At 59.2% G+C, this 18,226-nt stretch carries 18 protein-coding genes; 10 read left to right on the top strand and 8 right to left on the bottom strand.

Going from position 1 to position 18,226, the window contains the following annotated elements:
• Positions 1–107: 107 nt before the first annotated feature.
• Complete coding sequence (tcdA, locus tag JOE33_RS07645) at positions 108–938, top strand: tRNA cyclic N6-threonylcarbamoyladenosine(37) synthase TcdA (protein WP_010434209.1); 831 nt, start codon at positions 108–110, stop codon at positions 936–938.
• Here the strand turns inward: tcdA and JOE33_RS07640 are convergent.
• From JOE33_RS07640 to JOE33_RS07625, 4 genes are read right to left on the bottom strand one after another with little or no spacing between them, the layout of a single operon-like run.
• Positions 929–1,336, bottom strand: coding sequence for a SufE family protein (locus JOE33_RS07640; protein ID WP_010434210.1), 408 nt, complete (start codon positions 1,334–1,336; stop codon positions 929–931). The two genes, tcdA and JOE33_RS07640, sit on opposite strands and share 10 nt — an antisense overlap.
• On the bottom strand, positions 1,333–2,538 hold the full coding sequence (locus JOE33_RS07635) for a cysteine desulfurase (RefSeq protein ID WP_187625103.1): 1,206 nt from the start codon (positions 2,536–2,538) through the stop codon (positions 1,333–1,335). Before JOE33_RS07635 ends, JOE33_RS07640 begins: the two co-directional genes overlap by 4 nt.
• A 59-nt stretch (positions 2,539–2,597) precedes the next feature.
• Positions 2,598–3,632, bottom strand: coding sequence for a 2,3,4,5-tetrahydropyridine-2,6-dicarboxylate N-succinyltransferase (dapD, locus tag JOE33_RS07630; RefSeq protein WP_054994280.1), 1,035 nt, complete (start codon positions 3,630–3,632; stop codon positions 2,598–2,600).
• A gap of 47 nt (positions 3,633–3,679) precedes the next feature.
• Entirely contained in the window at positions 3,680–4,027 is a 348-nt protein-coding gene (locus tag JOE33_RS07625) for an ArsC family reductase (RefSeq protein ID WP_003314287.1), read from the bottom strand.
• A gap of 232 nt (positions 4,028–4,259) precedes the next feature.
• Between JOE33_RS07625 and JOE33_RS07620 the strand changes: the two genes are divergently transcribed.
• Positions 4,260–4,490, top strand: a complete 231-nt coding sequence (locus JOE33_RS07620) for a hypothetical protein (protein WP_010434214.1) — start codon at positions 4,260–4,262, stop codon at positions 4,488–4,490.
• A 94-nt stretch (positions 4,491–4,584) separates the two neighbouring features.
• Here the strand turns inward: JOE33_RS07620 and JOE33_RS07615 are convergent, their stop codons facing one another.
• From JOE33_RS07615 to map, 4 genes are all read right to left on the bottom strand, one after another.
• Positions 4,585–5,433 (bottom strand): matrixin family metalloprotease, encoded by an 849-nt coding sequence (locus tag JOE33_RS07615; protein ID WP_187625102.1) that lies wholly within the window; start codon positions 5,431–5,433, stop codon positions 4,585–4,587.
• 133 nt (positions 5,434–5,566) lie between these two features.
• On the bottom strand, positions 5,567–6,760 hold the full coding sequence (gene dapC, locus JOE33_RS07610) for a succinyldiaminopimelate transaminase (protein WP_010434218.1): 1,194 nt from the start codon (positions 6,758–6,760) through the stop codon (positions 5,567–5,569).
• 51 nt (positions 6,761–6,811) lie between these two features.
• Positions 6,812–9,508, bottom strand: a complete 2,697-nt coding sequence (locus JOE33_RS07605) for a [protein-PII] uridylyltransferase (RefSeq protein ID WP_187625101.1) — start codon at positions 9,506–9,508, stop codon at positions 6,812–6,814.
• Between the two features lie 65 nt (positions 9,509–9,573).
• Complete coding sequence (map, locus tag JOE33_RS07600; protein ID WP_032616022.1) at positions 9,574–10,356, bottom strand: type I methionyl aminopeptidase; 783 nt, start codon at positions 10,354–10,356, stop codon at positions 9,574–9,576.
• Positions 10,357–10,669: 313 nt separating this feature from the next.
• Here map and rpsB point away from each other — a divergent pair, with 313 nt between their 5' ends.
• The 8 genes from rpsB (at position 10,670) to rseP (ending at position 18,214) form a co-directional block, all read left to right on the top strand.
• Entirely contained in the window at positions 10,670–11,413 is a 744-nt protein-coding gene (gene rpsB, locus JOE33_RS07595) for a 30S ribosomal protein S2 (protein ID WP_003314293.1), read from the top strand.
• Positions 11,414–11,603: 190 nt separating this feature from the next.
• Positions 11,604–12,467: a translation elongation factor Ts gene (tsf, locus tag JOE33_RS07590; RefSeq protein ID WP_010434225.1), complete on the top strand. Its 864-nt coding sequence runs from the start codon at positions 11,604–11,606 to the stop codon at positions 12,465–12,467.
• A 205-nt stretch (positions 12,468–12,672) separates the two neighbouring features.
• A complete protein-coding gene (gene pyrH / locus JOE33_RS07585) occupies positions 12,673–13,413 on the top strand; it encodes a UMP kinase (protein WP_003339591.1) in 741 nt (246 codons plus the stop codon).
• Positions 13,413–13,970: a ribosome recycling factor gene (gene frr / locus JOE33_RS07580; RefSeq protein WP_010434227.1), complete on the top strand. Its 558-nt coding sequence runs from the start codon at positions 13,413–13,415 to the stop codon at positions 13,968–13,970. Before pyrH ends, frr begins: the two co-directional genes overlap by 1 nt.
• Positions 13,971–13,986: 16 nt before the next feature.
• Entirely contained in the window at positions 13,987–14,742 is a 756-nt protein-coding gene (uppS, locus tag JOE33_RS07575) for a polyprenyl diphosphate synthase (protein ID WP_010434230.1), read from the top strand.
• On the top strand, positions 14,742–15,557 hold the full coding sequence (locus tag JOE33_RS07570; protein ID WP_010434232.1) for a phosphatidate cytidylyltransferase: 816 nt from the start codon (positions 14,742–14,744) through the stop codon (positions 15,555–15,557). Before uppS ends, JOE33_RS07570 begins: the two co-directional genes overlap by 1 nt.
• Positions 15,554–16,744: a 1-deoxy-D-xylulose-5-phosphate reductoisomerase gene (gene ispC, locus JOE33_RS07565; protein ID WP_096243122.1), complete on the top strand. Its 1,191-nt coding sequence runs from the start codon at positions 15,554–15,556 to the stop codon at positions 16,742–16,744. Before JOE33_RS07570 ends, ispC begins: the two co-directional genes overlap by 4 nt.
• 117 nt (positions 16,745–16,861) lie before the next feature.
• Positions 16,862–18,214, top strand: coding sequence for a sigma E protease regulator RseP (rseP, locus tag JOE33_RS07560; RefSeq protein WP_032616026.1), 1,353 nt, complete (start codon positions 16,862–16,864; stop codon positions 18,212–18,214).
• Positions 18,215–18,226 lie beyond the last annotated feature (12 nt).

Raw genomic sequence — 18,226 nt, 5'->3', positions numbered from 1 at the left:
GGTCCCTAAAAGGGTCGCTGTCGAGCGGTCGGCAGGGATCGCGTCAAGTCAGGTGTCTTGCCGTCGACAAACCCCTATAATGCGCGCCGGTTTTTGAGGTATTGATCATGAGTGCAGAAGATCCACGTTTCGCTGGCATCGCCCGTCTATATGGCATCGAGGGGCTGGCACGCCTGCGCGCGGCTCATGTGGCGGTGGTGGGTATCGGCGGCGTGGGCTCCTGGGCGGCGGAAGCCATGGCGCGCAGTGGCGTGGGCGAGATCTCGCTGTTCGACATGGACGATGTCTGTGTCAGTAACAGCAACCGCCAATTGCATGCACTGGACAGCACGGTGGGTCGGCCGAAGGTCGAGGTGATGGCCGAGCGTATCCGCGCGATCAACCCCGATTGCATCGTGCACGCCGTGGCTGATTTCGTGACCCGCGACACCATGGCCGAGTGCATTACCCCGGACATGGACTTCGTGATCGATTGCATCGACAGCGTCAACGCCAAGGCTGCGCTGATTTCATGGTGCAAGCGGCGCAAGATTCAGATGGTCACCACCGGCGGGGCGGGTGGGCAGATCGATCCGACCCTGATTCAGATCGCCGACCTCAACCGCACCTTCAATGACCCGCTGGCCTCCAAGGTGCGCTCGACCCTGCGTCGGGACTATGGTTTTTCACGCACGCCGAACCGTCACTACAGCGTCCCGTGTGTGTTTTCCAGTGAGCAACTGCGCTACCCCAAACCGGATGGGAGCATTTGTCTGGAAAAGAAATTCGTCGGCGAGGGCGTAAAGCTCGATTGCGCCGGTGGTTTCGGCGCAGTGATGATGGTGACCGCGACCTTTGGCATGGTGGCCGCTACCCGTGCAGTGGACAAGCTGGTGGCAGGCACGCGTCGGCCTTCGGAGCGGATCAAGCCAGCGCTGGCCACGCCCGATCAGGCTTGAGTCAGCTGACGCATCTTCTGCAGCACAGCATTCAGGCCGTTGCTGCGCGAGGGTGAGAGTTGGCGGGCGAGGCCCAGTTGATTGAACCAGTCAGGTAAATCCACGGCTGCCAGCTCTCGTTCCGACAGGCCGTTGACTCGCGCCAGCAACAGCGCCACCAGACCACGAATCAGTCGAGCGTCGCTGCCAGCCCGGAACAGCCAGGCGTTGTCGCTGACTTCGCCGATCAGCCAGACCTTGCTTTCACAGCCGTGTACCAGGTTGTCGTCGGTCCTTTCTTCGTCACTCAGTGGTGCAAGTTGATCGCCCCATTGCATCAGCAGGCGTGCGCGCTGTTCCCAGCCTTGCGGCCGGGAGAAACTGTCTAGAGCAGTTTGTGCCAATGCGGGCAGGCTCATCGAAGCAGCTCCAGCGCCTGATCCAGCGCGCTGAAGAACTGCAGCAGATCGTCCGAATCGTTGTACAGCGCCAGTGACGCCCGAATCGCGCCGGGCAGGCCAAGGGTCTTGAACAGCGGCATTGCGCAGTGATGACCCGCCCGCACGGCAATGCCCTGCTCGGTCAGCAGGTGGGCCAGATCGGCATTGTGAATGCCTTCGACGACGAAGCTGACCAGTGCCAGATCCGGCGAGCCCAGAACCTGAATGCCGTCCCGCTGTTGCAGCCCCTCGAGCAGGCGGCGGTGCAGTCTGGCTTCATGTTCTGCAACCGCCTGATGGTCGAGGCTGTCCAGATAGGCCAGCGTAGCACCCAGACCGATCACGCTGGCGATGGGCGGTGTGCCCGCCTCGAAACCCAGTGGCGCCGGGCGAAATTTCGCGTGCTGATAATCGGCGGTCAGCACCATCTCGCCGCCGAACTGCCAATGCGCGAGGCTGGGCAACGCCTCGTTGCGTCCGTAAAGCACACCGAGTCCTTCCGGACCATACAGCTTGTGGCTGGAAAACACATAAAAATCGCAGCCCAGCGCCTGCACATCGTGGCGTCCGTGCACCACGCCTTGCGAGCCGTCTACGACGGTGAGTGCGCCTTGGGTTTTGGCCAGTGCGATAAGGCGGGCGAGGGGTTGCCAGGTGCCGAGTACGTTGGACAGCTGGGTGACTGCAAGCAGGCGCGTGCGCGGCCCGATCAGACTGGCGGCCGCGTCGCAGTCGACCACGCCGTCTATGTCCAGCGGCAGAACCACCAGTTTCAGGCCGCGACGCTGAGCCAGTTGCTGCCATGGCAGCAGATTGGCGTGGTGTTCCAGCGCGCTGATGGCGATTTCGTCGCCCGCAGCGAATTCATGTTCCAGCCCGTAGGCCAGCAGGTTCAGCGCAGACGTTGCGCCGTGGGTGAAGATGATCTGGCCGTTCTCGCCGGCATTCAGCCAGTGGGCGGCCTTGCCACGGCTGGCCTCGAACGCTTGAGTGGCGTGCGCGCCGGGCAGATGCTGGGCACGATGCACGTTGGCGGCACCGTTGGCATAGTAATGAGTCAGGGCGTCGATCAGCGCCTGAGGCTTTTGCGTCGTGGCGGCGTTGTCCAGATAGGTCTGGCCTTGCCGTTGCAGAGCGGCGAGGGCGGGGAAGTCGCCGCGCCAGGGAGAGAAGAGGGGCATTGTTCGTCCAGCGTGTGGAGGCGGGTTCAAAGCCATCAGCCTTGAACCCGCACACAGCATCAGTTGTGAGCGTGCAGTGCTTCGTTCAGCTCGATGGCCGACTTGTGGGTTTTGCATTCCACCGCGCCGGTCTGCGAGTTGCGACGGAACAACAGGTCGGTCTGACCCGCCAGCTCGCGCGCCTTGACGATCTTGACCAGCTCATTGTTTTCGTCGAGCAGCGCGACCTTGGTACCCGCGGTCACGTACAGACCTGACTCCACGGTGTTGCGATCACCCAGCGGGATGCCGATGCCGGCGTTGGCACCGATCAGGCAGCCTTCGCCGACCTTGATGATGATGTTGCCACCACCGGACAGCGTACCCATGGTCGAGCAGCCGCCGCCCAGATCCGAGCCCTTGCCGACGAATACGCCAGCGGAAACGCGGCCTTCGATCATGCCCGGACCTTCGGTGCCGCCATTGAAGTTGACGAAACCTTCGTGCATGACGGTCGTGCCTTCGCCGATGTAGGCGCCCAGACGCACGCGAGCGCTGTCAGCGATACGAACGCCGCTCGGCACAACGTAATCGGTCATTTTCGGAAATTTGTCGACCGAGAATACTTCCAGCAGCTCGCCCTTCAGGCGTGCTTCGAGCTGACGCTCGGCCAGTTCGACCAGATCGACCGCGCCCTGGCTGGTCCAGGCCACGTTTGGCAGCAGAGGGAAGATGCCTGCCAGGTTCAGACCGTGCGGCTTGACCAGGCGATGCGACAGCAGATGCAGCTTGAGGTACGCCTCGGGAGTCGACGTCAGTGTGGCGTCTTCAGCCAGCAGGGTGGCGACCAGCGGCTTCTGGCTTTCGGCCAGACGAGTCAGCAGTGCGGCTTGAGTCGTGTCTACGGATTTGGCCGCTTCGGCCAGCTTGTAGGCCAGGTCTACATTGAAAGTGATTGCCTGGTTGCCGCCGGTGTAACCCAGAACCGGTGCGATAGCCGCGACCAGTTCCGCAGAAGGATTGATCAGAGGCTGAGCATAAAACACTTCAAGCCATGCGCCTTGACGATTTTGGGTGCCGACGCCGAAGGCCAGGCTGAACAGGGTGGTGGACATGTAAATACCTCGTGGCTTTATCAAGGGGCTTTCAGTAGCGCTCTGGCTTACTGTAAAGCCGCTGCATACAGGTCAGGCTTGAAGCCGATCAGGGTTTTATCGCCCAGATCAAGCACTGGACGCTTGATCATGGACGGCTGCGCGAGCATCAGTTCTATGGCTTTCGCCTGGTCGAGATCGGCCTTTTGTCCGTCTTCGAGCTTGCGAAAGGTCGTGCCTGCGCGGTTCAGCACAACCTGCCATCCGTGTTCATTGCACCACTGCTCGAGGTGCTCACGGTCGATACCCTGGGTCTTGTAGTCGTGAAATTCGTAGCTCGCCGAATGCTCGTCGAGCCAGGTACGAGCCTTTTTCATCGTGTCGCAGGCTTTGATGCCAAATAGAGTGTAAGTCATTGTTTAAGGTGGGGTGGCTGATCTTGCTCGATACTCCCCACGTCCTCTCCTCGCAATTTAGCCGGCTATTATGCCACGTCAGTCCGTTCAGTGTTGTGACAGCGCCAGTACGGTGACTGAACGGAAACTAGATAATAAGGCTAACCATCATTAAGAAAACTTCACCCGCCCACGCTTGAGTGGCTGGCCGCTGCGGGCAATTATTACTCTTCATTTGAAGTTTGGGTGCGTTATGTCTGAGCAAGAAAAGAAGCGTCAGGAAGCGCTTGTCCGGCAACGTTATTACAGGGAGCGTCAACGTGCCGAGGGTTTCAAGCAAAGTACCATCTGGATTCACGGTGAAGCCGAGGCTCAGGGGCGATTGGCTGCCCGGGAAGGAAAGCCGCTGCTGCCCATGCAGTCTCATGACCCCGTAAGCTGGGCAGTCGGCTGGGTGGCTGAAAAATTGCGAACCCGGGAGTAGTCAGCAAACTTTTCCGGCGGACACGCCACCCGTTAGAAACGAATGGCGCGCTGTTGACTGGAGCGTGATCAGCAGGTGTTCGCAGGCTGCCCTGTCAGGGTTTTTCAAATTTTGAGTTGCCGCGGTCTGCATAGATGGCGCTCATCACGGCGATGTCATTGCTGCTGAGCGTCTTGCCCACATTGATAATCTCGAAGTCGCCGAGGGTCAGGTCGTTGGGGATATCGAAATGCATGACCGAATCCCGGTCGTAAGCCGAGTGGTGGAAGTCGGCGGCCTCGTACCGGTCGAAAAAATTGGTATTGATCTCTTCGTCACTCAGCCCGGTTTGCGAAAGCAGTGAGCGCACCAGCGGTTCGTTCCAGGGGATGTTTGCCTGTGGATGCTGATGCTCGTGAACCGCGCCCAGCGCGTGCCCGAATTCATGCAGCACGATGCGCGTCAGGTCCGGCATGGGCTTCTGGTCCGCCGTGTACAACTCTTTGACGTTGAACTCCATGGTCGATTCATGCGGCTCGGCCAGCAGGGTGTCGGTGCCAATGGCGCTCCAGTTCAGATGTTCATTGAAGCCGATTCGGATATCGCTCGCGCCGTCCGCCACGAACTCGAATTTCAGGTTTATGTGAGGCAGCCATTTGCGTGCCGCTTCTACGATGGGGGCGGTGAGGACGGCAGGAGGATTATTCAGAAACAGAACTTTCAGGGTTCTTCCGCGAGCCCAGTACTTGCTGAACGAAACCATCAGGCGCGCCAGGTGCCTTGGCTGGCCGGTGTCGTCGCCCGTTTCCGCTTGGTGAGCAGGGGTGATTGCCGCGTTGGCAGGGTTCTCGCGAATCGCTGCTTCATACGAAGCCTGGTGATTTCCAGCGCTGCGCATGCAGCAGGATGCGGGCAGTTTTACGCCTTGGGTAGCAGCGGGTGTGGGCATGGGATTGGCCTTCATGGTGGTTCGCTTCGTGTCCGGAAGCATGAAAAATGAAGGTTGAGGGTATGTTCACGCCGTGGGCGGGAGGTGGTAACTAATTACTTACCCCGCCGCACATTGCATGCGGCGGGGCGGTTTCTGGTTTTCGCTTTTACTTGCTCAGGAATGCGCGGATACGTTCGGCCGCTTCGATGCATTCCGCCAGCGGTGCCACGAGCGCCAGACGTACCCGGCCTGCGCCAGGGTTGACGCCGTCCACTTCGCGGGAAAGGTACGAACCCGGTACTGCGGTGACGTGCTGATCGACAAACAGATCGCGGCAAAATGCAGCGTCATCGGTGCCGACATTCGGCCACAGGTAAAAGCCGCCGTCCGGGCGCTGAACGTCGAGCACCGGGGTCAGGATGTCGAGCACCGCAGCGAACTTCTCCCGATACAGATCACGGTTGGCGCGTACGTGCTCTTCATCATTCCAGGCGGCGATACTGGCCAGTTGAGTTTGAACCGGCATGGCGCAGCCGTGATAGGTGCGATACAGCAGGAAGGCCTTGAGGATCTCGGCGTCACCTGCCACGAAGCCTGAGCGCAGGCCCGGCAGATTGGAGCGTTTGGACAGGCTGTGGAAGACCACGCAGCGTTTGAAGTCCTCGCGACCCAGTTCGACGCAGGCGCTGAGCAGGCCCGGCGGCGGGGTCTGCTCGTCGAAGTACAGTTCGCTGTAGCACTCGTCGGCAGCAATGACAAAGTCATGTTCGTCGGCCAGGGCGATGAGCTTTTTCAGGGTTTCAAGCGGAATCAGTGCCCCGGTCGGGTTGCCCGGCGAGCACAAAAAGAGGATCTGGCAACGCTTCCAGATGTCCGCGCTTACGGCATCGAAGTCGGGATTGAAACCTTTCGCGCTCAGGCATGGCAGATAGTGCGGCTGAGCTCCTGCCAGAAACGCAGCGCCTTCATAGATTTGGTAAAACGGATTCGGGCTGATCACCAGGCCGTCATCACTGCGATTGACCACGGTCTGGGTGAAGGCGAACAGCGCTTCGCGGGTGCCGTTGACCGGTAATACATTGCGCGCCGGATCGATCCAGCCCTGTGGCACGCCGAATCGACGGCTGCACCAGCCAGCGATGGCTTCGCGCAGTGCCGGAATACCCAGCGTGGTCGGGTAGACCGCCATCTGATCGAGGTTGTCTGCCAGCGCCTTGGCGACGAAATCGGGGGAGCGGTGCTTCGGTTCGCCAATCGACAGCGCTACCGGACGCTTTTCCGGATTGGGCGTTACGCCGGCCAGCAAGGCGCGCAGCTTCTCGAAAGGGTAAGGCTGAAGCAGTTGCATGGCGTTATTCATGGAGCGTGTTCCTCAATGAGCTGCGTTGAGTCGATTCGTATGACCGGGTATTCATATGCTGATCCGCAAATCGCTGCCTTGCTCTGAGTTGACGCTCAGTTGCTTGACGATTGCATCCTGCAACTGGCGACACAATTGCGGATCGGACAGCGGGTGATTGTTGGCGTCGGTGATGAAGAACACGTCTTCCACGCGTTCGCCCAGCGTTGCAATCTTGGCGTTCTGCAGGGACAGGTCGAACTCCAGGAAGATCTTGCCGATGCGTGCCAGCAGGCCGGGACGATCCGGTGCCAGCAACTCGAGCACCGTCACTGGACGCTGGGCGTCATTGTGGATGGTGACTTGCGGTGCGAAGGCAAAGTGCTTGAGCTGACGTGGCACGCGGCGCTTGATGATTGTCGGGTAATCATCCGGGTTGCGCAGGGCTTCGGTCAGGCCTTCGCGGATGTCCTGAATGCGCTCCGGATTGTTGCCGATCGAGCCGCCCTCATGGTCGAGGACGATGTAGGTGTCGAGTGTGAATTTGCTGCTGGAAGTAATAATGCGCGCGTCGTGAATGTTCAGGTTCAGCTGGTCCATCGCCGCTACGGTAACCGCGAAGAAATCATGCTGATCCGGGGCGTAAATGAATATCTGCGTACCGCCCTCGAATTCACGCTGCGTGGTCTCCTTGATCAGCACCAGCGGGCCGCCGTCGGCTGGTTGCTGCAGAATCGCATCGCTGTGCCAGGCCACGTCGCCGGCGGTGTGACGCAGGAAGTAATCATCGCCCAGCGCTGACCAGAGTTGCTCGACGTCATCAGGGTCGGTGCCGTTGCGTACCAGAATATCCAGCGCTGCAGTCTGTGTACGACGGATCTGTTCTTCGCGGTCAACCGGATTTTCCAGGCCGCGGCGCAAGGCACGCTTGGTCTCGGTGTACAGCTGGCGCAACAGGCTGGCCCGCCATGAGTTCCAGAGCGTCGGATTGGTCGCGTTGATGTCGGCAACGGTCAGCACATACAGATAATCCAGGTGCACTTCGTCGCCAACGAACTGGGCAAAGTCGTGGATGACCTGCGGGTCGGAGAGATCCTTGCGCTGGGCGGTGGTCGACATCACCAGATGGTTGCTCACCAGCCAGACGATGAGCCGGGTGTCCCACGCAGGCAGATGATGACGCGTACCGAACGCTTGCGCATCGATTGCGCCGAGCTCCGAATGGTCACCGCCACGACCCTTGCCGATGTCGTGATAAAGCCCGGCCAGGTAGATCAGCTCCGGTTTCGGCAGGCGGCCCATGATCTTGCTGGCCAGCGGGAATTTCTCGGACACTTCGGTGTACTGCAGCTTGCGCAGGTGCTTGATCAGGTTCAGCGTGTGCGCATCGACGGTATAGATGTGGAACAGGTCATGCTGCATCTGGCCGACGATATGGCCGAACTCCGGCAAGTACAGGCCGAGAATGCCGTAGCGGTTCATCCGCCGCAGGTTGCGATGAATGCCGATTTCGCACTTGAACAGCTCGATGAACAGGCTGGTGTTGCGAATATCGTTGCGAAAGTCGTCGTTGATCAGGTGCCGATGTTCACGCAGCAGGCGAATGGTGTCTGCGCGCACACCCTTTATCTCTGGGTGCTGGGCCATGAGCACGAAAATTTCGATCATGGCAAACGGGGTGCGCTTGAAGACATGGGGATGGGTGGCTTCTATATAGCCGTCGTGCAGTTGAAAGCGTGAATTGATCGGCTGTGCTGTACCGCTGTCGTCGGAAAGAATCACTTCTTCGAAATGCTGGATGATCAGATCGCTGAGTTCGGCGATGCTCATGACCACCCGGTAGTACTTCTGCATGAAGCGCTCTATGGCCAGCTTGGCATCATTGTCTTCATAGCCCAGCAACCCGGCGATGCGCACCTGATAATCGAACAGAAGCCGATCCTCGGAGCGTCCGGCCAGCATGTGCAGCGCGTAACGCACTTTCCACAAAAATTCCTGAGAGGAGGCGAGCAGGGCGTTTTCGCTGCCCAGCAGGAAGCCTTCGCCTGCCAGTGCATGCAGGTTCAGCGTGCCGTACTGGCGTCGCGCGACCCAGAGGATGGTCTGAATATCGCGCAGGCCGCCCGGAGACCCCTTGACGTTGGGTTCCAGGTTGTATTCGGTGTCGTTGTACTTGTGGTGGCGTTTTTTCTGTTCCGCATGCTTGGCGAGGAAGAACTCCTTGCTCGGCCACATGTGCTCGGTGCTGGTGACTTCCAGCATGCGCTGGCGCAGATGCTCGGGGCCGGCGATGGTGCGACTTTCCATCAGGTTGGTGATCACGGTCAGGTCGGCGCGGCCTTCCTCTGCGCACTCGTTGACGGAGCGTACGCTTTGTCCTACCTCCAGGCCGATGTCCCACAGCAGCGTCAGAAACCGCTCAATGGGTTCGCGAAAAACTTCGTGGTCGTCACTGTCCAGCAGGATCAGCAGATCGATGTCCGAGTACGGGTGCAGCTCGCCACGGCCGTAGCCCCCCACTGCCAGCAGCGCGATGTCGGCGTCTTCGCTCCACTCGAACTGATCCCAGGCCTTTTGCAGGATGTTATCGACAAACCATGCCCGGTCCTCGATCAGTCGTCGAATGTCGCGGCCCGACCTGAAGCGCTCATCAAGGACGTCTCTCGCTCGGCGTATGGCCTTCTTGAACGCAGCGATGGGGCTGGCTTTCAAGGCCAGTTCGGCCTGGAACTGGCCACGATCGAACAAGTCTGGATCTACTTGCGGCATTGAGCAGTATTCCTCGTGTCGGGCTGTGCAAGTGACAAGCGGGCGTTCAGCCGGGCAGTCTCGGGTCAGGGAGCCTTTTGGGCAATAGTGTCGTCGCTGCGCAGGGTGAAGATTTCGTAACCGTCGGCGGTCACCAGCAATGTGTGCTCCCATTGCGCCGAGAGCTTGCGGTCCTTGGTAATCGCCGTCCAGCCATCGCCGAGGATCTTGGTTTCAGGGCGACCCTGGTTGATCATCGGTTCGATGGTGAAAGTCATGCCCTCCTGCAGCTCGATACCGGTTCCGGCCTCGCCAAAGTGCATGACCTGAGGCTCTTCATGAAACACCTTGCCGATGCCATGACCGCAGAACTCTCGAACGACTGAGAAACCATTCTTTTCAGCGTGTTTCTGGATGACGGCACCGATATCGCCCAGGCGAGTGCCGGGTCTGACGATTTCGATGGCCTTGTACAGGCATTCCTGGGTCACCTTGGACAGGCGCTCGGCCCATACCGGAACGGTGCCGACATGGAACATCCTACTGGTGTCGCCATGGTAGCCGTCCTTTATGACGGTGACGTCGATGTTCAGCGAGTCGCCGTTCTTCAGCTTCTTGTCGCTCGGGATGCCGTGGCAGACCACCTGGTTGATCGAGGTGCAGATCGACTTGGGGAAGCCCTTGTAGTTCAGCGGGGCGGGGATCGCCTTCTGTTCGTTGACGATATAGTCGTGGCAGAGGCGGTCCAGCTCTTCGGTGGTCACACCGGGCTTGACGTGCGGCGCTATCATTTCCAGAACATCGGCGGCCAGGCGACCGGCGATGCGCATCTTTTCGATGTCTTCCGGGGTTTTGAGGGTGATGGTCATACGGAATCTCTCGACGTGGCAGGCACGCGGTTGGTGCGCAAAGGCGCAATTCTATCAGACCGCCGGTGCCGGGTAATCATCGCTTCCTTCTATAGGCTGTCCATGAAGCAGCAAAGTCACCGCAAAACAAGCACTTGATGGGAGTTCCGTTCTCTTCCCTTTTATGATATAAAATGCGCCGCTTTCCAAGGTCCGTCCTTGAAGCACAAACCCACACACGTGTCGACACGATGACCTGGGTGCCCTTGGCAGATGCCATTGGTTGGTCATTGGGATACGTGGAGGCCTAACCCGACTTATCAAGGAACTATTTATGTCCCAAGTCAATATGCGCGATATGCTGAAGGCTGGTTGCCACTTCGGTCACCAGACCCGTTACTGGAATCCGAAAATGGGTAAATACATTTTCGGCGCGCGTAACAAGATTCACATCATCAACCTTGAAAAAACCCTGCCTATGTTCAACGAAGCTCTGACTTTCGTTGAGCGCCTGGCCTCGGGCAAAAACAAGATTCTGTTCGTCGGCACCAAGCGTTCCGCTGGCAAGATCGTTGCTGAAGAAGCAGCACGTTGCGGTTCGCCGTACGTCGACCATCGCTGGCTGGGCGGCATGCTGACCAACTTCAAGACCATCCGTCAGTCGATCAAGCGTCTGCGCGAGCTGGAAGTACAGGCCGAAGACGGTACTTTCGCCAAGCTGACCAAGAAAGAAGCCCTGATGCGTACCCGTGATCTGGAAAAACTGGATCGCAGCCTGGGTGGTATCAAGGACATGGGCGGTCTGCCGGACGCTCTGTTCGTCATCGACGTTGATCACGAGCGCATCGCGATCACCGAAGCCAACAAGCTGGGCATCCCGGTTATCGGCGTTGTCGATACCAACAGCAGCCCGGAAGGCGTTGACTACATCATCCCGGGCAACGATGACGCAATCCGCGCTATCCAGCTGTACATGGGTTCGATGGCTGATGCTGTTATCCGTGGTCGTAACAATGTTGCTGGCGGCACCGACGTCTTCGTCGAAGAAGCTCCAGCTGCAGCTGCTGTAGAAGGCTGAGTACAAACGCCTGGCGTTTACTCAGTACGCGAAAAGGGGGCTTAGCCCCCTTTTTGCCACCTAGGAAATGATTTGTCGGTCTGTAGCCATGACCTCGCTGTCATGTGTTGCTGCCACCCTGATTTTTCAAGAATTGCACGCCCGGCCTGCCGGGTGGAATGGTTGAAGACCTATCCAAGAGGATTTTGAAATGGCAGAGATTACTGCAGCGTTGGTCAAAGAACTGCGCGAGCGTACCGGCGAAGGCATGATGGATTGCAAAAAGGCCTTGACCAAGGCTGGCGGCGACATCGAAAAAGCAATCGACGATATGCGTGCTTCCGGCGCCATCAAGGCCGCCAAGAAAGCAGGTAACGTTGCTGCTGAAGGCGCTATCGCCATCAAGGACGACGGCAAGGCTGCTGTCATCATCGAAGTCAACTCGCAGACCGACTTCCTGGCTCTGCAGGACGACTTCAAGGCTTTCGTTGCTGAAAGCGTCGAAAAAGCCTTTGCCGACAAGCTGACTGATGTCGCTCCGTTGATCGAAGCTCAGGAAGCTTCGCGTCTGGTACTGGTCGGCAAGGTTGGCGAAAATGTCAACATCCGCCGCCTGAAGCGTATCGAAGGTGACGTTGTAGGTACTTACCTGCACGGCAACAAGATCGGTGTTGTGGTTACCCTGAAGGGTGGCGACGTCGAGCTGGCCAAAGATATCGCCATGCACGTAGCGGCAAGCAACCCCGAGTTCCTGTTCCCTTCGGAAGTTTCTGCCGAAGCGATCGAGCGCGAGAAGAATGTCTTCCTGCAACTGAACGAAGACAAGATCAAAGGCAAGCCAGCTGAAATCGTAGAGAAAATGGTTGGCGGCCGTATCACCAAGTTCCTGGCAGAAGCCAGCCTTGTCGAGCAGGCGTTCGTCAAGAACCCGGAAGTCAAGGTCGGTGATCTGGCCAAGAAAGCCGGCGCTGAAATCGTTTCCTTCACCTACTTCAAAGTAGGCGACGGCATCGAGAAGCCAGTTGATAACTTCGCTGACGAAGTAGCTGCTCAGCTGGCTGCCGCCAAGCAGTAAGACGGTTTTTCAACTGTCGCCCCAAAGAGGCTGCCCGCTCACGCGTGCGGCCTCTTTGTCGAAAGAGAAAAGGAAATTTTCCTTGGAGATTGTGCTCACAAGGCTGCATTCTCCCGACGCTCGCAAAGCGTCAAGCTAAAGTAAGCGCAGGCTTGAAATAGCCCGCACAGATTTTTTTCAGAAAACGCCGCAGGAGAGATTCGCAATGGCTCAGCAGGGCAGTGGTTATCAGGCTCGCTATAAACGCATTCTACTCAAGCTCAGCGGTGAGGCCCTCATGGGCTCGGAAGAGTTCGGCATTGATCCCAAGGTGCTGGACCGCATGGCGCTGGAAGTCGGCCAACTGGTCGGTATCGGCGTTCAGGTCGGTCTGGTGATCGGTGGCGGCAACCTGTTCCGTGGCGCGGCCCTGAGTGCCGCAGGCATGGACCGGGTGACAGGCGACCACATGGGCATGCTGGCCACTGTGATGAACGCCCTGGCAATGCGCGATGCGCTGGAGCGCGCTAATATCACCGCCATCGTGATGTCGGCCATTTCCATGGTGGGTGTGACCGATCATTACGATCGTCGCAAGGCCATGCGCCATCTCAGCGCCAAGGAAGTGGTGATTTTTGCTGCCGGTACCGGTAATCCGTTCTTTACGACCGATTCTGCTGCCTGTCTGCGCGCGATCGAGATTGACGCCGACGTGGTGCTCAAGGCCACCAAGGTGGACGGTGTGTACACCGCAGATCCGTTCAAGGACCCGAATGCCGAGAAGTTCGATCATCTGACGTACGATGAAGTGCTGGATCGCAAGCTGGGTGTGATGGATCTGACCGCAATCTGCCTGTGTCGCGATCACAAGATGCCGTTGCGCGTCTTCAACATGAACAAGCCGGGTGCCCTTCTGAATATCGTCCATGGTGGCGCTGAAGGGACCCTGATCGAGGAAGCACAATAATGATCAACGAAATCAAGAAAGATGCTCAGACCCGCATGCAGAAGAGTCTGGAGTCGCTGACCCATGCGTTCACCCGTATCCGTACCGGCAAGGCGCATCCGAGCATCCTCGGTGGTGTGATGGTTCCTTACTACGGTGCCGATACCCCGCTGAGCCAGGTTGCCAACGTGACCGTCAAGGACTCGCGTACCCTGCAGGTCGTGGCGTTCGAGCGCAACATGCTGGCCGCTGTCGACAAGGCTATCCAGAGCTCCGGTCTGGGTTTCAACCCGACCAACCTGGGTGAGCTGCTGCTGATCTCCATGCCGGCGCTGACCGAAGAAACCCGCAAGGGCTTCACCAAGCAGGCGCGCGATGCCGCGGAAGATGCCCGTGTGGCCGTCCGTAACATTCGTCGTGATGCCTTGAGTCAGTTGAAAGACCTGGTCAAGGAAAAGGAAATCAGCGAAGACGAAGAGCGTCGTGCGGCTGACGACGTACAAAAGCTGACTGACAAGTTCGTGGCGGACATCGAAGTTGCTGTCAAGCAGAAAGAAGCCGATCTGATGGCTGTTTAAGGTTTCGGACGCTTTCATGGAAAAGATAAAACCGGCCGTGCCGTCTTCGGTGCCGCGCCACGTTGCGATTATCATGGATGGTAATAATCGCTGGGCCAAGAAACGTTTGCTGCCAGGCGTCGCAGGCCACAAGGCGGGCGTCGATGCTGTGCGGGCCGTTATCGAGGTCTGCGCCGAAGCCCGGGTCGAAGTGCTGACACTGTTCGCGTTCTCCAGTGAAAACTGGCAGCGCCCGGCCGAAGAGGTTGGTGCGTTGATGGAGCTGTTTTTCACGGCGCTGCGCCGTGAAACCAAGCGCCTCAACGAGAACGAGATCAGCCTGCGGATCATCGGCGACCGCTCGCGCTTTCATCCTGAGCTTCAGGCTGCCATGCGCGAGGCGGAAGTGCGCACCTCAGGCAACAGCCGCTTCGTGCTGCAGATTGCTGCCAACTACGGTGGGCAGTGGGACATCGCGCAGGCTGCCCAGCGGCTCGCGCGTGAGGTTCAGGCCGGTCACCTGCAGCCGGAGGATATTACTCCCGAGCTGCTGCAGACCTGCCTGGCAACCGGCGACCTGCCGTTGCCGGACCTGTGCATCCGCACCGGCGGTGAGCACCGCATCAGCAACTTCCTGCTTTGGCAGCTGGCCTACGCCGAGCTGTACTTCTCCGACCTGTTCTGGCCGGACTTCAAACACGATGCCATGCGCGCTGCGCTGGCAGATTTCGCTTCTCGCCAACGTCGCTTCGGTAAAACCAGCGAACAGGTAGAAGCTGGAGCCCGGGCTTAATGCTGAAACAACGGATCATCACGGCACTCATTCTGTTGCCGATCGCCTTGTGCGGGTTTTTCCTGCTGACCGGCATGTACTTCGCCCTGTTCATCGGGGTGGTCGTCGTTCTGGGTGCCTGGGAATGGGCGCGTCTCGCAGGTTTTGCCGCGCAGTCGATGCGTATCGGCTATGCGGCTGTGGTCGCTGTTCTGCTTTTCCTCATGTATCTGCTGCCGGGGCTGGAGCCTTGGGTGCTTGTGGCTGCAGTCATCTGGTGGGGCGTTGCGACCTTTCTGGTCCTTACCTATCCGGACTCCAGCAGTCACTGGGCAAGCGCAGCGTGCAAGCTGGTCATCGGCCTTCTGATTCTGCTGCCTGCGTGGCAGGGTCTGGTCCTGATCAAGCAATGGCCGCTGGGTAACTGGCTGATTCTGTCGGTGATGGTGCTGGTCTGGGCCGCAGACATCGGCGCCTATTTCTCCGGCAAGGCTTTTGGCAAGCGCAAGCTGGCGCCCAAGGTGAGTCCTGGCAAGAGCTGGGAAGGCGTATATGGCGGTCTGGTGGTCAGTCTGGGCATCACGGCAGCAGTAGGCTTTTCCCGCGACTGGACGATTGCGCAGTTCATCGCGGCGCTCTTTGGTGCAGCGGTGATCGTATTCATTTCGGTGATTGGCGACCTGACTGAAAGCATGTTCAAGCGCCAGTCCGGGGTCAAGGACAGCAGTAATCTGCTGCCTGGCCATGGCGGAGTACTGGACCGCATCGACAGCCTGACCGCGGCCATCCCGGTATTTGCCGTTCTGCTCTGGGCCGCTGACTGGGGTGTCATGTGAGTGGGCCGCAACAAATCACCATTCTGGGTGCAACCGGTTCCATAGGGCTGAGCACGCTGGATGTGGTTGCCCGTCATCCAGCGCTTTATCAAGTGTTCGCGCTTACCGGCTTCAGCCGCATGGAAGAATTGCTGGCCTTGTGCATCAGGCACACGCCGCAGTACGCCGTAGTGCCTGATCAGGTTGTCGCCCGCAAGCTGCAGGACGATCTGGCGGCGGCCGGGCTCGATACCCGGGTGCTGGTCGGCGAGGGCGGTCTGTGCGAAGTGGCCGCAGACCCTCGGGTCGATGCGGTCATGGCCGCCATTGTCGGGGCTGCCGGTTTGCGTCCGACGCTGGCTGCGGTGGAGGCGGGCAAGAAGGTATTGCTGGCCAACAAGGAAGCGCTGGTCATGTCCGGCGCCCTGTTCATGCAGGCTGTCCGGCACAATGGCGCCGTGCTGCTGCCCATCGACAGCGAACACAATGCGATTTTCCAGTGTCTGCCCGGCGACTTCGCTCGCGGGCTGGGTGCCGTCGGTGTCCGGCGGATCATGTTGACTGCGTCGGGCGGGCCGTTCCGCGAAACACCGCTGGAGCAGTTGCAGAATGTCACGCCTGAGCAGGCCTGTGCCCATCCGGTCTGGTCGATGGGTCGCAAGATCTCCGTCGATTCGGCAACCATGATGAACAAGGGGCTTGAGCTCATCGAAGCCTGCTGGCTGTTCGATGCGCGCCCGGATCAGGTCGAGGTGGTCATTCACCCGCAAAGCGTGATCCACTCGCTGGTCGATTATGTCGATGGTTCGGTGCTGGCTCAATTGGGCAATCCCGACATGCGTACGCCCATCGCCAATGCACTGGCATGGCCTGCGCGTGTAGACTCTGGCGTTGCGCCACTGGACCTGTTTCGTATCGGCCAGCTTGATTTTCAGGCGCCGGACGAAGAGCGATTCCCTTGCCTGCGGCTGGCCCGACAGGCGGCAGAGGCTGGAGGCAGCGCACCTGCCATGCTCAACGCGGCCAATGAAGTGGCCGTTGCTGCGTTCCTCGATGGGCGTATCCGCTACCTGGAAATCGCCGGTATTATCGAGGAGGTTCTGGATCATGAGCCTGTAACCGCGGTCGAAGAGCTCGATGCGGTGTTCGCCGCCGATGCGAAAGCGCGTTTGCTGGCGGGCCAATGGCTTGAACGAAACGGGCGATAGCGATCTGACAACCCGACAAGATGTGAGTGAAAGGGTTGATGTGGTGCGTCAACGGTGGGCCTGGAGGTCTGCAATGATTAACACACTGGCCGACCAGTCGGTACCCGGAGAAGGCTGATGAGCGCTTTATACATGATTCTCGGCACCCTGATTGCGTTGGGCGTGCTGGTGACCTTCCACGAATTCGGCCACTTTTGGGTGGCTCGCCGCTGTGGCGTCAAAGTGCTGCGTTTTTCAGTAGGCTTCGGCACGCCTCTTCTGCGCTGGCATGACCGTCAGGGCACCGAGTACGTCGTCGCTGCCATTCCCTTGGGCGGCTACGTGAAAATGCTCGACGAGCGCGAAGGCAATGTCCCGCCCGAGCTAGCCGATCAGTCGTTCAACCGCAAGACAGTAGGCCAGCGCATCGCGATCGTGATCGCCGGTCCGACAGCCAATTTCCTCCTCGCCATCGCATTTTTCTGGGTGCTGGCGATGATGGGCAGCGAACAGGTGCGCCCGGTTATCGGCGCAGTCGAGTCCGGAAGCATCGCTCAACAGGCTGGCCTGACCGCCGGGCAGGAAATCGTCGCTGTCGATGGAGAGCCCACGTCGGGCTGGGCCGGTGTCAACCTGCAACTGGTCCGTCGTCTGGGTGAAAGCGGTACTATCGCTTTCAAGGTCAGGGATCAGGGTTCTACGGTCGATACCTCTCGCGAGCTGGTCCTGAGTGACTGGCTGAGAGGCGCAGAAGAGCCTGACCCGATCAAATCGCTGGGTATTCGCCCGTGGCGTCCGGCGCTGCTGCCGGTGCTGGCAGAAATCGATCCGAAAGGTCCGGCGCAGAGCGCAGGGCTTAAAACGGGTGATCGTCTCGTTTCGATGGACGGTCAGCCGCTTAATGAGTGGCAACAGGTTGTCGACCGGGTGCGCGAGCGTCCCGAAGCGAAGATTTCGCTGCGCATCGAGCGCGACGGCGTGCAAATGGACGTACCGGTGACCCTCGCGGCCAAGGGCGAGGGCAAGGCTGCCGCAGGTTACCTGGGGGCTGGTGTGAAAGCTGTCGATTGGCCACCCGAAATGCTGCGCGAGGTCAGCTACGGGCCTTTCGCGGCGATGGCCGAGGGCGTGAAGCGCACCTGGAACATGAGTGTGCTGACCCTGGACTCGCTGAAGAAAATGTTGTTCGGCGAGCTCTCGGTAAAAAACTTGAGTGGACCGATAACCATTGCTAAAGTGGCGGGCGCTTCGGCCCAGTCGGGCATCGGAGATTTTCTGAACTTCCTCGCTTATCTGAGTATTAGCCTGGGTGTTCTGAATCTGCTGCCCATTCCCGTCCTGGACGGGGGGCATTTGCTGTTTTATCTGATCGAGTGGGCGCGTGGTCGTCCCCTTTCGGAAAAGGTTCAAGGTTGGGGGGCGCAGATCGGTATCAGTCTGGTAGTGGGCGTAATGTTGCTCGCGCTGGTCAACGATCTGGGCCGACTGTAAAGCGTTGCCGAG

This window comes from Pseudomonas sp. PvP027 (genome assembly GCF_017833005.1).
In the GTDB taxonomy this organism is placed as follows: Bacteria; Pseudomonadota; Gammaproteobacteria; order Pseudomonadales; family Pseudomonadaceae; genus Aquipseudomonas; species Aquipseudomonas congelans.
Note: the sequence above shows the minus strand (reverse complement) of the source record. Positions and strands in the feature narration are given on the sequence as shown.